Origin of the sequence: Methylobacterium sp. Leaf100, from assembly GCF_001422845.1 — a bacterium.
In the GTDB taxonomy this organism is placed as follows: Bacteria; Pseudomonadota; Alphaproteobacteria; order Rhizobiales; family Beijerinckiaceae; genus Methylobacterium.
This window is the reverse complement of sequence record NZ_LMMW01000012.1, coordinates 63,471-77,680: the sequence shown is the minus strand read 5'-3', so window position 1 is coordinate 77,680 and position 14,210 is coordinate 63,471. Positions and strand designations below refer to the sequence as shown.

Sequence of the window (14,210 nt, the reverse complement as noted above, 5' to 3'; positions counted from 1 at the left end):
GACCGATTTCGCCGATCATGCCCGTTCAGGACCCGTCGCAGCCCGACGATCGCGCCCGTTTTGCCTCCATCACCGCCGCCATCGTCTGTGTCGCCGTCGTCGGCATCGGCCTCAGCCTCACCATCCCGCTCCTGTCCATCGAGATGGCACGGATGGGTGCGTCGAGCACTCTGATCGGCATCAACACTGCCGTGGCCGGCCTCGCCAGTATCCTCACGGTTCCGTTCGTGCCGCGCGTGGCCGCGCGCATCGGCGTGGTCCGTTTGCTGGTCCTGTCGTTGGGGCTCGGCGCTCTCATGCTCACGGGCTTCAAGCTGTTCCAGGACATTGCCTGGTGGTTTCCCCTGCGGTTCGTGTTCTCGGCCACCCTCGGCGTCCTGTTCGTCCTGTCCGAGTTCTGGATCAGCGAGGCCGCCCCGCCGGCCCGGCGCGGGCTGGTGATGGGCATCTACGCCACCGTGCTGGCCCTTGGCTTCGCCGTCGGCCCGACCCTGCTCGCCCTCCTCGGCACCGAAGGTTACGCGCCCTACCTCGCCGGGTCGTGCCTGTTCCTCGTCGCCATGGTCCCGCTGCTGCTGGCGCGCGGCCTCTCGCCGGAGATCGGGCACGGCGGCAGTCGTTCGATCCTGGCGTATCTGCGCCTCGCGCCGGCAGCGACCGGGGCCGCCCTGGTCTACGGTGCCGTCGAGACCGGGGGCTTCGCGATCCTGCCGCTTTACGGCCTGCGCCTCGGCTACGACGCGCAGACGGCGGCCGGTCTCGTCTCGGTCCTGGCCCTCGGCAACGTCGTGTTCCAGATCCCGTTCGGCTGGCTCGCCGACCGCATCGACCGGCGCATCGTCCTCCTGGCCTCGGCCCTGTGCGGAGCCGTCGGCTCGATCCTGATTCCCGTCGCCTCGGCGTCCTTTCCGGCGCTCCTCGTGCTCCTCTTCGTCTGGGGCGGCTTGGCCGGCACGCTCTACACCGTGGGGCTGGCTCAGCTCGGCGCCAGCGTGCGCGGGCCGGAACTCGCCGGGGCCAACGCGGCTTTCGTGCTCCTCTACAATGTTGGCCTCATGGTCGGCCCCCCGATCATCGGCGGCGGCATGGACCTCGTGCCACCCCAGGGCTTCGCCTACAGCCTCTGCGTCCTGTTCCTCGCCTATGCGGGACTCGTGGCTTGGCGCCTGCAAGGCTATCCCCGGCCTTGACGAACCCGGTCCGATGGGGCAATCACGCGCCGGTATTCAGCCGGCTCGGGCCGGCCCTTTTGCGTTTCGCTGATGCGGAATGCCGCCATCACAGGAGCGCCGCGCCATGGCCAAGGCCGTCACCGTCAAAGTCAAGCTGATCTCGACCGCCGACACGGGCTACTTCTACGTCACGAAGAAGAATTCTCGCACGCAGACCGAGAAGCTCTCCATGAAGAAGTACGACCCCGTCGTGCGTAAGCATGTCGACTTCAAGGAAACCAAGATCAAGTAAGCTGATCGCCGCATCGCGCCGGCCATCGGGCCGCTTCCCCGCGAGGGGAGGCGGCTTTTTTGTTGGGCCGCGGCCAGACTGTCACGGTTGAAGCCGGGCGAGGTTCGGGCGATGGAGGGCGCACAACGCTGCCATTGCCGGAACCCGCATCCATGACCCAGGAATTCGACGTCGATCTGTTCGTCATCGGCGGCGGCTCCGGCGGTGTGCGAGCCGCCCGCATCGCATCCGGCTACGGCGCGCGGGTCCAACTTGCCGAGGAATACCGGGTCGGTGGCACCTGCGTGATCCGGGGCTGCGTCCCGAAGAAGCTCATGGTCTATGCCAGCCGATTCCGCGACGAGTTCGAGGATGCCGCCGGCTTTGGCTGGACCGTGCCCGAGCCGCGCTTCGACTGGAGCGTGATGAAACGGCGGCGCGACGCCGAGGTCCTGCGGCTGGAGGGCATCTACGGTACCAATCTGGGCAAGGCCGGCGTCGAGATCGTGCATGAGCGTGCGGTGATCGAGGATGCCCACACGGTGCGCCTTGCCTCCGGGCGGCGGGTGCGGGCGAAGGTCATCCTCGTCGCCGTGGGCGCGCATCCGGTGAAAGTCCCGGAGGTGCCGGGCTGCGAGCTCGCCATCACCTCCAACGAGGTCTTCGAGCTGGAAAGCCTGCCGGAACGCATCCTCGTTGTCGGTGGCGGCTACATCGCGGTGGAGTTCGCCGGCGTGTTCGCGGCGCTCGGCTCGAAGACCACCCTGGCTCATCGCGGCGACCGGCTCCTGCGCGGCTTCGACGACGAGATCCGCGACGCCCTCGACGAGGCTTACGCCAGGCGCATGGACTTGCGCCTCGGCATCAGCGTCGAGCGCCTGGAGCGCGTCGCTGGCGGCCTCGGCGTGACCCTGAGCGACGGCACGACGCTCGAGGTGGATCAGGTTCTCTACGCCACGGGCCGGCGCCCGAAGGTCGAAGGCCTCGGGTTGGAATCCGTCGGGATCACTCTCGACGAGGCCGGGGCGATCCCCGTCGACGCGTTCTCCCAGACCTGCGTGCCTTCGATCTACGCCGTCGGCGACGTGACCGACCGCGCGGCGCTGACCCCCATCGCCATCCGCGAGGGCCACGCCTTCGCCGACACGGTGTTCGGGGACAAATCGTGGGCCGTCGATCACGACCTCATCCCCACGGCCGTGTTCTCGACGCCGGAGATCGGCGTCGTCGGCCACAACGAGAACACGGCGCGCGAGCGCTACGGAAAGATCGACGTCTACCGGTCGAGCTTCCGCCCGATGAAGGCGACGCTGTCGGGCCGCGATGAGAAGGTCCTGATGAAAGTGATCGTCGATTGCGCCAGCGACCGGGTGGTCGGCGTCCACATCCTCGGGCACGATGCCGGCGAGATCATTCAGGCGGTGGGCATCGCGGTCACCATGGGCGCCACCAAGGCTGATTTCGACCGTACCATCGCGGTCCACCCGACCGCCGGCGAGGAACTCGTCACCATGCGCTCGCCCGTGGTCACCAAGCATCCGGAAGCGGTCGGTTAGCGGGGTCGGCGCGCACCCGGCGTCGCAGCCGGGAACAGGTCGGGTCCGGGGCCGGTTCCCGATAGCGCTTTCGAGAGGCGCCTCCCCAGGGCGACCGCGCGAACCGGATATCCCATGACCGACAAGATGGCCGACCCGAAGATCGAACCCTATACCGGTCCGGCGGGCGGCTGGGGCTCTGCGTCGTCGCTGGCGGAGATCCTGCTGCGCGAGGAGATTCCAGTATCCGGCGCGGCTTTGCTCCTGAAGCAGAACAAGCCCGACGGGTTCATGTGCACGTCCTGTGCTTGGTCGAAGCCGAAGAAGCCAGCCGCCTTCGAGTATTGCGAGAACGGCGCCAAAGCGACCGCCTGGGAGCAGACCACGAAGCGCGTCGGACCGGATTTCTTCGCCGCGCACACGGTCACGGAACTCCTGGGATGGACCGACTACGCGCTGGAGGAGAAGGGCCGTCTCACCCATCCCTTGCGCTACGATCCCGTGAGCGACCGCTACGTTCCGGTCGAATGGGCCGAGGCCTTCGCCGAGATCGGGCGGGAGTTGCGCGCCTTGGATCCGAAATCCGTGGTCTGCTACGCCTCCGGCCGGGCATCCCTGGAAACCTCGTACATGTACGCGCTGTTCGCGCGGATGTACGGCAACAACAACCTGCCTGACTCGTCCAACATGTGCCACGAGCCGACTTCGGTGGGCCTCAAGGCCTCCATCGGCTCGGCCGTCGGCACCACGGTGCTGGAGGATTTCGAGAGCACCGACCTGATCCTGTTTTTCGGTCAGAACGTCGGCTCAAACGCGCCCCGGATGCTTCACCCCCTGCAGGATGCGCGCAAGCGCCGGGTGCCGATCGTTACCTTCAACCCGTTGCGCGAGCGCGGACTGGAGCGGTTCACCAACCCGCAATCGCCCGTCGAGATGGTGACCCGCAGCGAGACGCAGATCTCGACGCAGTACCATCAGGTCAAGGCCGGCGGTGACATCGCCGCCATCACCGGCATGTGCAAGGCCCTATTCGCCGCCGACGACGAAGCCCGGGTCGTGGGTCGTCCGCGAATCCTCGACGTGGCGTTCATTGAGGAGCACACCCATGGGTACGATGCGTTCAAGGCCTATTGCGAGTGCAAGGATTGGGCGACCCTGGAAGCGCATTCCGGGCTGACGCGAGACGCCATCGAGGCAGCGGCCGCGGCCTACGGCCGGGCGCGCGCCGTCCTTGGCGTCTACGGCATGGGCCTCACCCAGCACCGCAAGGGCACCGAGGCGGTGCAGATGCTCGTCAACCTCATGCTGCTTCGTGGCAATGTCGGACGTCCCGGCGCTGGCCTCTGCCCGGTACGCGGTCATTCCAACGTCCAGGGACAGCGCACGGTGGGCATCACCGAGAAGCCCGAACTCGCCCCCCTCGACGCGCTCGCCACCCAGTACGGTTTCGAGCCGCCGCGCGAGAAGGGTCTCAACACCGTCGAGGCCTGCGAAGGAATCGTCGACGGGTCGGTGAAGGCGTTTCTGAGCCTCGGTGGCAATTTCGTCCGCGCCATCCCGGATACGGTCCGGATGGAGGAGGCGTGGCGGCGCATGCGCCTGACCGTGCAGATCTCGACGAAGCTCAACCGCTCCCACCTCGTCAACGGGAAGGTCGCCTACATCCTACCCTGCCTCGGCCGCATCGAGATCGATGCGCAGGCCTCCGGCCCGCAGGCCGTGTCCATGGAGGATTCGACCTCGTGTTTCCATGGTTCGCGCGGCGTGACGAAGCCCGTCAGCGCGCAAGTCCGTTCCGAGCCGTGGATCGTCGCCGAACTCGCCAAGGCGACGCTGGCTTCCAATCCCAAGGTGACCTGGGATGCCTGGGTCGGCGACTACGCCAAGATCCGCGATGCCATCGAGACGACCTACCCGACGGTGTTCCACGACCTGAACGGACGGATGTTCGATCCGGGCGGCTTGCACAAGCCGATCCCGGCCCGCGAGCGCAAGTGGGAAACGGAGACGGGCAAGGCCAACTTCATCGTGCCGGAGGGCCTCGACGAGAACCCGGACATGCCTGCCCGCGGCCCCGACATCCTCGATCTGATGACGCTTCGCTCCAACGACCAATTCAACACCACGATCTACGGCTACGACGACCGCTTCCGCGGCGTGAAGGGCACGCGCGCGATCCTGTTCATGAATGCCGGAGACATGGCCCGGATCGGTGTGAAGGATGGCGAGACCGTCGATCTGTCGACGCCGTCCGATGACGGCTTCGAGCGATCGGTGAAGGGTCTGCGGGTGATCCAGTACGATATTCCGCCGGGTAATTGTGGTGGTTATTACCCGGAGCTGAACCCGCTGATTCCGCTCTGGCACCACGACGAACGGGCGAAGACCCCGGCGGCCAAGGCGATCCCCGTGCGGGTCGCGCGCGCTACCGCGTCTTGAGGCGCGCACGCATCCGGCCTAACCCTTACCCCTCGACGGACCGCCCGACCGACCCATAACAACCCCCATGGAAAAGCACGACGACGCGCACGATCGCCGTCAGGTGATCATCGACCGGATGCTGGCGGAGGCATTGCATTCGGGCGACGACTATCGCCTGCCGAGCCACGATGCCCTGCCGCCGGACATGCGCAAGGCGGTGGATACGCTTCTGGCCAAAGCGGAGGCGCAGCGTATGCGCCGCCTGACCTACGAGGATCTCGAGGAGGCTTTGCCACCGCGCGACGTGACGTCGGAGGATCTCGAGGCGATCTTCTGGATCCTCTCGGAGCACGGAATCGCAATCGAGGACGGCGACGTCGCCTGATCCTCAAGCAGGGCAGACTGGTTCCCGGGCTAACTCGCCTCCTGCGAAAAACCTCTCTATAAGCCGCGCTTTCCACGCAGCATCGTGTTGCGAGTGAAAGCCGGCCAAGGGGTGGCGGGAGACGATCATGGGTGAGCGTTGGACATCGAAGACTGGTTGGACGCCGAAATCTTGGCGCAACCTGCCGATCCAGCAGGTACCGGCCTATCCGGACGCGGCGGCTCTCGAGACGGTCGAGACCCAACTCGCGAGCTTCCCGCCCCTCGTTTTTGCCGGTGAGGCGCGCAAGCTGAAGTCGGCCCTGGCGCGCGTCTCCACAGGCGAGGCCTTCCTTCTCCAGGGTGGCGATTGCGCCGAGAGCTTCGACGAGCATTCAGCCGACAACATCCGCGACTTCTTCCGCGTGTTCTTGCAGATGGCCCTCGTCCTGACTTTCGCGGGCGGATCGCCCGTGGTGAAGGTCGGGCGCATCGCCGGGCAGTTCGCCAAGCCGCGCTCATCGCCGACCGAGACCCTGGGCGGTGTCAGCCTGCCGAGCTACCGCGGCGACATCGTCAACGGCCTCACTTTCACCGAGGAGGCGCGCATTCCCGATCCGCGCCGGCAGTTGGAGGCGTACCGCCAGTCGGCGGCGACGCTCAACCTGCTGCGCGCCTTCGCCACCGGCGGCTACGCCAACTTGGAGAACTCGCACCGCTGGATGCTGGGCTTCGTGAAGGATTCGCCGCAATCCGCGCGCTACGCCGATTGCGCCGAGCGGATGACCGAGACCCTCGACTTCATGCGAGCCATCGGAATCAATCCCGAGACGCACCAGGAGGTTCGCACCACGGACTTTTACACCAGTCACGAGGCCCTGCTGCTTGGCTACGAGGAGGCGCTGACCCGCGTCGATTCCACGAGCGGCGACTGGTACGCCACGTCGGGCCACATGCTGTGGATCGGCGACCGGACCCGTCAGGCCGACCACGCGCACATCGAGTACGCCCGCGGCATCAAGAACCCCATCGGCCTGAAGTGCGGTCCGTCGATGACGGCCGAGGGTCTGATCGGACTCATCGACCAATTGAACCCGGGCAACGAGGCCGGTCGCCTGACCCTGATCTGCCGCTTCGGCGCGGACAAGGTCGGCGATCACCTGCCGGGGCTGATCCGGGCGGTGGAGCGCGAGGGCCGAAAGGTCGTGTGGGTGTGCGATCCCATGCACGGAAACACCATCTCGGCCGGCGGGTACAAGACCCGTCCGTTCGAGCGGGTGATGCAGGAGATCGAGAGCTTCTTCGGCATCCATCGCGCTGAGGGGACCATCGCGGGCGGTATTCACCTGGAGATGACCGGCAAGGATGTCACGGAGTGCACGGGCGGCGCCCGGGCGCTGACGGCCGACGACCTGCAAGACCGCTACCACACCTATTGCGACCCGCGGCTCAACGCGGAGCAGGCCCTGGAAGTAGCGTTCCTCACCGCCGAGTTGGTGAAGCGTGAGCGCGCCGAGATCGAGCGGCCACGGCTCGACGCGGCCGAATGAGAAAAGGCCCCGCCGGTGAAGCGGGGCCTTCTTATTTTTTCCCGGTGCGAAATCTTCAGTGCAACCAGCCGGTGAAGAAGTAGATGATCAGAATGATCGGCAACGGAATGCCGATCAACCAAAGCAAACCACCTTTTAGCATGATGCGACTCCCGAGAAGATATCCACTTTTCAACGGGCTGGATCGGGACTCAGTTCCGGAATCGGCGTCGAGGGGTGGGGAAGGGTGGCGTTAAAGCACCTCTCGCTGTCCCTTGCCCCGACGCTCGTAATAAAAGGGTATCGGCAGGTACGGGGCGAGATTGCCTGCGACCTGCGCTTCGACATCGGCGAGCACGAGGCTCGTGATACGCGGCAGATCGAGGGCACGGGCTTCCGCGAACGTGACCCAGACGATTTCCACCAGTTCTGAATCCGCCGTCACGACGCCGGGCGCCTCGCCCGCCACAGCCCTGCGGTCGACGGCGAAGAAGCGGGTGTCGAACCGGCGGGGCCGGTTCGGTGGGGTGATGGCGCGGGCCACGAGGTGCAGGGCTTCGAGGTCGGGCATGATCCCGGCCTCCCGGAACAACTGCCAAACCCCTTCGGGTGCCGAATCCGGTGGCCCGTACTCGCGAGTGCCGAGCATCAGGCCGGTTTCTTCGTAGGTCTCCCGGATGGCCGCGAGTGCCAAGGCGCGGCCGAGGCCATGCGAAGCACGCGGCACCTGTGCAGCCAGAGCGTCGCTGGCACGGGCCGAGAGCGCCCCGGCGACGGGCATGTGCCGGTCACCCGGCTCGATGCGCCCCCCGGGGAACACGAACTTTCCGGGCATGAACGCCAACGATGCGTGGCGCCGGCCCATCAGGACCTTCGGCGTCTTCTTCGAGCGATCGAGGATGATGAGGGTGGCAGCGTTGCGGGGCCGCAGGGCGGCTTTCTTCGCAATCCCCGACCTCGGGGCGTCAGGTTCGTCCGAGGCCGTGCTCGCGAGTGTCGCTGGGTCCACGCTGAAGCTCCTTCGGCGCCGAAACGGCCACGCTCGGCCCCACGGGTAGCGTGGCGAACCCCCCCATGCCAAGGGCGTATTGCAGGCCGACGACGGCTCCCTTCACCGGCTGGAGCAACGCCAGGGCCGAAGCCAAGGTGATGAACGGCCAGAAGGTTAGCTGAAACCACAGCGGCACGTCGTAATTCGTCTCGAGTTCGAGGATGAAGTACCCGACGATGTGGCCGATGATGAAGATGACGACGTAGGGCGGCAGGTCGTCGGCCCGATGGCTGTGCAGAGCAAGGCCGCACGTGCCGCATTCCGGCTGAACCTTGAGGAAGCGCCCGAAGATTCGGCCCTCCCCACAATGGGGGCAGCGGCCGACAAAGCCGCGCCCCATCGATCTCACGAGGCCCTTGCGTTCGCCAGGGAGGGTCTCAACGCGCGCGGTCATGCGGATTCTATCCTGTGCCTCGGGTCCCCCCAATTTACCCCAACCAACCTAGCGGCGCGACCCGCGGTGACGCGACCCGGCGTTGCGGATGCCGGGGGGACGCCCCGGTGCCCCGGACTTGCGGGCGGTCCGAGGCTTGCCCCCGGGCGACGACCGCTCCGGCCTGGCCTGGCCTTCCGAGAGCAGCTCGAACCGCAGAGCACCCGCCACGGCGGCCGCCTCCACAAGGCGCACCTCGACGCGGTCGCCGAGACGATGGGTCTCACCCGAGCGCTCACCCACGAGGGCGTGCCGGGCCTCGTCGTGCCGATAGAAATCGGCGCCGATGGTCGAGATCGGCACGAAGCCGTCGGCCCCGGTCTCGTCCAGCTTGATGAACAGCCCCGAGCGCGTGACACCCGAGATCTGTCCGGTGAAGGTCGCGCCGACGCGGTCGGCGAGGTGGTGGGCGATGAGCCGGTCGATGGTCTCGCGCTCGGCCGCCATGGCACGGCGCTCGGCGGCCGAAATCTGCTCGCCGATCCCATCGAGCATCCCCACGGTGACCTCGGAAGACAACCCGTCGCGCCCGAGGCGGCAGGCCGCGATAAGGGCGCGGTGGACGATGAGGTCGGCGTAGCGCCGGATCGGCGAGGTGAAGTGGGCGTAGCGGCGCAGGTTGAGGCCGAAATGCCCGAGGTTCTGCGCAGCGTAGACCGCCTGAGCCTGGGACCGAAGCACCACCTCGTTGATGAAGATCGCATGTTCGGTCTCGGCCACTGAGCTGAGGATGCGATTGAACAGGGCGGGGCGGAGTTTGGCTTCCTGGGGGATCTTGATGCCGATGGAGGCGAGCACTTCGCCCAAAGCGCGCATCTTCTCCAGGGCCGGCTCGTCGTGGACCCGGTAGATCAGGGGTTGCTTGGCCTGCTCCAGGGTCTCGGCGGCGGCGACGTTCGCCTGGATCATGAACTCCTCGATGAGCCGGTGTGCGTCGAGGCGCGCCGGCACCACGACGCGGTCCACGGCGCCATCGGCCGTGAGCAGCACCTTGCGCTCGGGCAGGTCGAGGGCCAGCGGCCCGCGCGCGTCGCGGGCCGCCTTCAGGGCTTCGTAGGCCGCATAGAGCGGACGCAGCACAGGCTCGACCAGCGGCGCGGTGGTCTCGTCCGTGAACCCGTCGATGGCCGCCTGCGCCTGGGCGTAGGAGAGCTTCGCCCGCGAGCGCATCATCACACGATGGAAGCTGTGGCGGCGCTTCGTGCCATCGGCCGTGACGACCATGCGGACGGCGAGCGCCGGGCGGTCCTCGTTCTGCCGCAGGGAACACAGATCGTTGGAAATGCGCTCGGGCAGCATCGGCACCACCCGGTCGGGGAAGTAGACCGAGTTGCCCCGCATCAGGGCCTCGCGATCGAGGGCCGAACCGGGGCGCACATAGGTCGCCACATCCGCGATGGCGACGGTGATCACGAAACCGCCTGTGTTGGCCGGATCGGGATCCGGGATCGCCATCACGGCGTCGTCGTGGTCCTTGGCGTCCGGCGGGTCGATGGTCAGCAACGGCTCGGCGCGCCAATCCTCGCGTCCGTCGAGCCCTACGGCTTCCACCGCATCGGCTTCGGCGAGGGTCGCTGCGGCGAAGACGTGGGGAATGTGGTGTAGGTGGAGCGCGATGAGGCTCACGGCCTTCTCGGAGCCGAGCGAGCCGAGGCGCTCCTTCACCCGGCCCTGGGGCAGGCCGAACTGGGTCTCGCGCTGCAGGCTGACGCTGACGAGGTCGCCGTCTCGGGCCTCGCCTTCTTCGCCCGCCGGGATCGCGATCTCGCGGCCCTGCGCCCGCTTCTCCACCGGGATGATGCGGCCGCCATCCTTGCCAGCGCGGTAGACCCCTATGATCTCGGCCTTGTTCTTACCGACGACCTTGATGACCCGGCCGGAATAGCGCCCGGTCTCGCCCTCGGTGGGCTCGACGCGCAGGAGCACCCGGTCGTTGACGCCCGGTGCTGCGAGCCCTGGCTTCCGGCCGGGGCGTGGCGCGATCACGGTGATTTTCGGAGGTGGGCCCTTGGCTTGATCCCACTCGACCGGAATCGCCAGGAAATCGCCGTCGCGATCGCGGGACTTGATGTCGGCGAGCACCACCGCCGGCAGGCGTCCGGCCTCCGTCAGGCCGCCCTTGCCACGCTCGATGGCCCCGTCCTCCTCGATTTCCTTGAGGATGCGCTTGAGGCCGATGCGGTCGGCGCCCTTGATGTTGAACGCCGCCGCGATCTCGCGTTTGCCGACCTTTTCCGTCGCCGAGGCGATGAAGCCGAGAATCTCTTCGCGGGAGGGGAGGGCGGGACGTGCTGGATTCGGATTGATGCGTTTGGCCAAAGGCTCGGGCTCGCGGCGCGGGCGAAGGGCCCGACACTATAAGGTCTCGGCCGATCCCGGCGCGGGATCACGGCCTGTGCCCGTAACATGGGCCCGACTCCGCATTCGGGCAACGGCACGGTCGCGCCCCTCAACACGGTTTCGTCGGCCGCAGGGAATCAGCCCGTGGCGGCCGATCCGCGGATGCGCTCCACCGCCGCGTCGATGTCGAGATCGGGGGCGGCGATTTCCCTGAGGGTGAACGGGCATAGGGCCGGCAATCCGAACTCGACTTGACCCTCCGCCTCCCGAAACTCCGGCGCCTCCGCGTCACCCACGGCCAGGGTCCACATTCCGTCGATCTTGAGGTTTGCGACGGCGGACGGGTCGGCGAGGATACGGGCGTGGCTCTGGCGCGCCTCTTCGCGCCACAGGAGACTGGCGCGGTCGTCCCCCATCAGGGCCGCCTTCACGAGGCTGGAAAGGAGCGGTCTGACATCGTTCATGGGGCTCGTCCGTTGGCGAAAGCGAGTGCCGGAGGAGGGCAAGCCCTGCGCCAGACCGCGATCTCAATACGGCGTACCGCCCGCTCGCTTGGCCTGCAGCGCTTCGGCGTACCAGACCAATTCGTCGAGGAAGCGCGAAGCCGCCCGGGTCAGCCACGCCTCCTGCGGATTGCCCTCCGCGTCGAGGGCCTTGCCGATGCGCGGGATCGGCAGGAGCGACGGGATGCTCGACGCACCGAGTTCACCCATCATCGCCCGCAACTGCATCGCCGCCCGCACGCCGCCGTACTGCCCGGCCGAGTAGCAGCAGATCGCCGAAGGCCGCCAGGAATACTCCTCGAGGAAATGGTCGAGGGTGTTCGACAAAGCCGGTGGGATCGAGTGATTGTACTCGGCCGAGACCACCACGAAGGCATCCGAGCGGCGATAGAGCGTCGCCAGTTCCTCCAGAGCCGGCGGCGCCGAACCTTTGGGGTATTCTTTGTACATCTTGTCGAGGAGCGGCAGTTGCAACTCGGCCGGATCGACCAGGGGCGCCTCGACGCCGCGCGCCTCCAGTTGCGTCACCAGGAACCGCGCGGCGCGCAGGCCCTGGCGTTCGGTGCGGACGGAGCCGAGGATCACGGGTATCACGAGGGTCATGGCGTGCTCCGGTGTTGGGTTGGTCCAGGTCAGCCGTCGGTGGCGCGCTCGAAGGTGACGATGCTGCGGGTCTCGCCCTGCTTGGCCCAGTTCGGCATGATCCGCCACGGGGTGAGCACTGTGAGCCGCTTGCCGTCGAGCTTGAACGTGCGGGTCTGATCGGTGCCGATCCAGTCGGGATTCCAGGCTGTGTCGATGCGGGTCGTCCACTGGTCGCCGGTGGTGGTGAACTTGCCCGTGTAAGCCACGATGGTGTCGAGGAGGCGCGCCTTGCCCTCGGGGTCCTTGGCCGGCTTGCGATCCTCGCCCGTGAGGTTGAAGAACACCCGGCCCTCGGGCGTGAAATAGGCGTAGCCCGTGGGGTGCGCCCCCATCACCGGGTCCTTCTCGCCGCTGGAGCGCACCTCGACCTCGTAGGAGACGAGCTTCCACAGGCCGGTGATGCGGGCGTCGCCCTCCGCCCGGACGCCGGTCGCCGCGAGGCTCGTGAGAGCAAGGCTCGCGACGGCGCCAAGGAGCAGCGTACGGCCGCACCTGTAGGCGGTGACGGTCGGGGCGGAGAAGATGACGGGCATGGCGGACGGTCTCCCAGGCGGTGGGCATCTGCGGCCCGTTCCGCTCAATCTACGCGCGGGGGAGCGCGCCGCCAGCCCCTTCTGTCAAACCTTCAGAGGTCGAGCGGTTTCGAGACCGGGACTTGCGGATGTCGCGCGCCGGCGAGCGCTGCGTCGGCGCAGCGCGTAGAGGACGAGGCCACTCACCGCCAGGACCGGCATCAGCAGCGAGGCCGCGAAGAACACGAACGCGACGATCCCGCCGAAGAAGCGTCCGCGATGGACCTCCAGCATGTTGTCGGCCATGCGCTGGCCGAGGGGCTTGTCGGCGTCGCGGCTCACCGAGGCTTGCGCGCCGGTGGCCGCATCGAACGTGATGTCGTTGCGCGCTCTCGAATCGGGGGCGTCGCGGGTGAGGTAGCGGATGCGGATCGCGGTGGCGTCGGCGGCCGGAAGGGTGACGATGGCGAGGGTGGCACCGGCGCCTTCCCCGGCCTGGAACGCCGCCCAGGCCCGGTCGAGGGCAAGCGGTTCCGCCGGTCCGCTGCGGCCGGGCATGCGGCCAGGCCGCGTGCGCGGAGCCTCGCCGGTCAGCGCCCAGGTGGCGACCGTCCGGTACCCGTCGTAGGACCACCACAGGCCCGAGAGTGCGATCAGGGCATAGGCCGGCAGGAGCCAGGTTCCCGCGATGGTGTGGAGCGACCACCAGCGCGCGCGGCCCGGACGTGCGAGGCGGGGCCTCAGCCAGACCCGCCAGGAATGGATCTGCGGCCAGCGCAGGTAGAGGCCCGTTGCGAGAAACACCAGCAAGGCGATGGTGCTGGCGCCCGTGACGCTGCGGCCCCAGCCTTTGCCGTCGCCCGGCACGAGGAGCCAGCGATGCAGGTCGCGGATCGTCGCGAAGGCGGATTCGAGGCGCGGCGGGCCGAGGTCGCGTCCGTCGTAGGGATCGAGGTAGGCCGAGGGCGGCCGCGCGCCGGTCTTGGCGTCCGTGCTGAATCGGGCCCGCGGTGTGCGTTCCGGGTCGCCCGAAAGGGTGAGGGTACTCACCCTCGCGCCCGGTCGCTGCGCCTGCAGCCGTGCAACCATGGCCTCCGGACCGAGGCGGACTGCATCCTGAACCGGCATGGAGGCCCGGTCGCGGTCGGCCCATTCGCCGATCGCCTCCTCGTAGCTCATCAACGCCCCCGTGACACCGAGGACGACGAGGACGAGGCCGGCGGTGAGGCCGAGAGCCCAGTGAAGGCGAAAGAGGATCGTGCGGACCATGGGCACCCGCCCTATCAGATCGGACACGTCGAGACGATGAGCGGTGACGGAGAGCCCGCACTCGACCACGGATCGTCTGCGCAACCGGGCGGACATGTCCGATTGGACCGGACGCGGCCCGTTCGGCTCCGGTCGCCGCGGCGTCTCCGACGCGAAACGCCGGAGC

Annotated in this window: 13 protein-coding genes; 6 read left to right on the top strand and 7 right to left on the bottom strand. The window is 67.7% G+C overall.

The window, feature by feature from the left end:
- The first annotated feature begins 17 nt into the window (after nt 1–17).
- From ASF25_RS08495 to ASF25_RS08470, 6 genes are all read left to right on the top strand, one after another.
- Nucleotides 18–1,190 (top strand): MFS transporter, encoded by a 1,173-nt coding sequence (locus ASF25_RS08495; protein ID WP_056304340.1) that lies wholly within the window; start codon nt 18–20, stop codon nt 1,188–1,190.
- A 106-nt stretch (nt 1,191–1,296) separates the two neighbouring features.
- Nucleotides 1,297–1,464 carry a 50S ribosomal protein L33 gene (rpmG, locus tag ASF25_RS08490; protein ID WP_018044575.1) on the top strand — a complete coding sequence of 56 codons (168 nt, stop codon included), beginning with the start codon at nt 1,297–1,299 and terminating at the stop codon, nt 1,462–1,464.
- 152 nt (nt 1,465–1,616) lie between these two features.
- Nucleotides 1,617–2,999, top strand: coding sequence for a glutathione-disulfide reductase (gor, locus tag ASF25_RS08485; RefSeq protein WP_056304339.1), 1,383 nt, complete (start codon nt 1,617–1,619; stop codon nt 2,997–2,999).
- Between the two features lie 126 nt (nt 3,000–3,125).
- Nucleotides 3,126–5,417: an FdhF/YdeP family oxidoreductase gene (locus ASF25_RS08480; protein WP_056304571.1), complete on the top strand. Its 2,292-nt coding sequence runs from the start codon at nt 3,126–3,128 to the stop codon at nt 5,415–5,417.
- Between the two features lie 67 nt (nt 5,418–5,484).
- Nucleotides 5,485–5,784: an RNA polymerase sigma factor region1.1 domain-containing protein gene (locus ASF25_RS08475; RefSeq protein ID WP_056304338.1), complete on the top strand. Its 300-nt coding sequence runs from the start codon at nt 5,485–5,487 to the stop codon at nt 5,782–5,784.
- A 127-nt stretch (nt 5,785–5,911) separates the two neighbouring features.
- Complete coding sequence (locus tag ASF25_RS08470) at nt 5,912–7,312, top strand: 3-deoxy-7-phosphoheptulonate synthase class II (RefSeq protein WP_056267822.1); 1,401 nt, start codon at nt 5,912–5,914, stop codon at nt 7,310–7,312.
- 232 nt (nt 7,313–7,544) lie between these two features.
- On the opposite strand, the gene ASF25_RS08465 is transcribed toward ASF25_RS08470, so the two are convergent.
- From ASF25_RS08465 to ASF25_RS08435, 7 genes are all read right to left on the bottom strand, one after another.
- Nucleotides 7,545–8,240 (bottom strand): NUDIX domain-containing protein, encoded by a 696-nt coding sequence (locus tag ASF25_RS08465; protein ID WP_244472980.1) that lies wholly within the window; start codon nt 8,238–8,240, stop codon nt 7,545–7,547.
- A 16-nt stretch (nt 8,241–8,256) separates the two neighbouring features.
- Nucleotides 8,257–8,736: a DUF983 domain-containing protein gene (locus ASF25_RS08460; RefSeq protein ID WP_056304337.1), complete on the bottom strand. Its 480-nt coding sequence runs from the start codon at nt 8,734–8,736 to the stop codon at nt 8,257–8,259.
- A 48-nt stretch (nt 8,737–8,784) separates the two neighbouring features.
- Complete coding sequence (rnr, locus tag ASF25_RS08455) at nt 8,785–11,094, bottom strand: ribonuclease R (RefSeq protein WP_056304336.1); 2,310 nt, start codon at nt 11,092–11,094, stop codon at nt 8,785–8,787.
- A gap of 158 nt (nt 11,095–11,252) precedes the next feature.
- The gene (locus ASF25_RS22635) at nt 11,253–11,579 is read right to left on the bottom strand and encodes a hypothetical protein (protein WP_056176023.1); all 327 of its coding nucleotides are present in this window, start codon (nt 11,577–11,579) and stop codon (nt 11,253–11,255) included.
- A gap of 63 nt (nt 11,580–11,642) precedes the next feature.
- Entirely contained in the window at nt 11,643–12,221 is a 579-nt protein-coding gene (locus tag ASF25_RS08445; RefSeq protein WP_056304335.1) for an NAD(P)H-dependent oxidoreductase, read from the bottom strand.
- 29 nt (nt 12,222–12,250) lie between these two features.
- Complete coding sequence (locus ASF25_RS08440) at nt 12,251–12,796, bottom strand: lipocalin-like domain-containing protein (protein WP_082502546.1); 546 nt, start codon at nt 12,794–12,796, stop codon at nt 12,251–12,253.
- Nucleotides 12,797–12,880: 84 nt separating this feature from the next.
- Nucleotides 12,881–14,044, bottom strand: coding sequence for a PepSY-associated TM helix domain-containing protein (locus ASF25_RS08435; protein WP_056304334.1), 1,164 nt, complete (start codon nt 14,042–14,044; stop codon nt 12,881–12,883).
- Between the last annotated feature and the right edge of the window lie 166 nt (nt 14,045–14,210).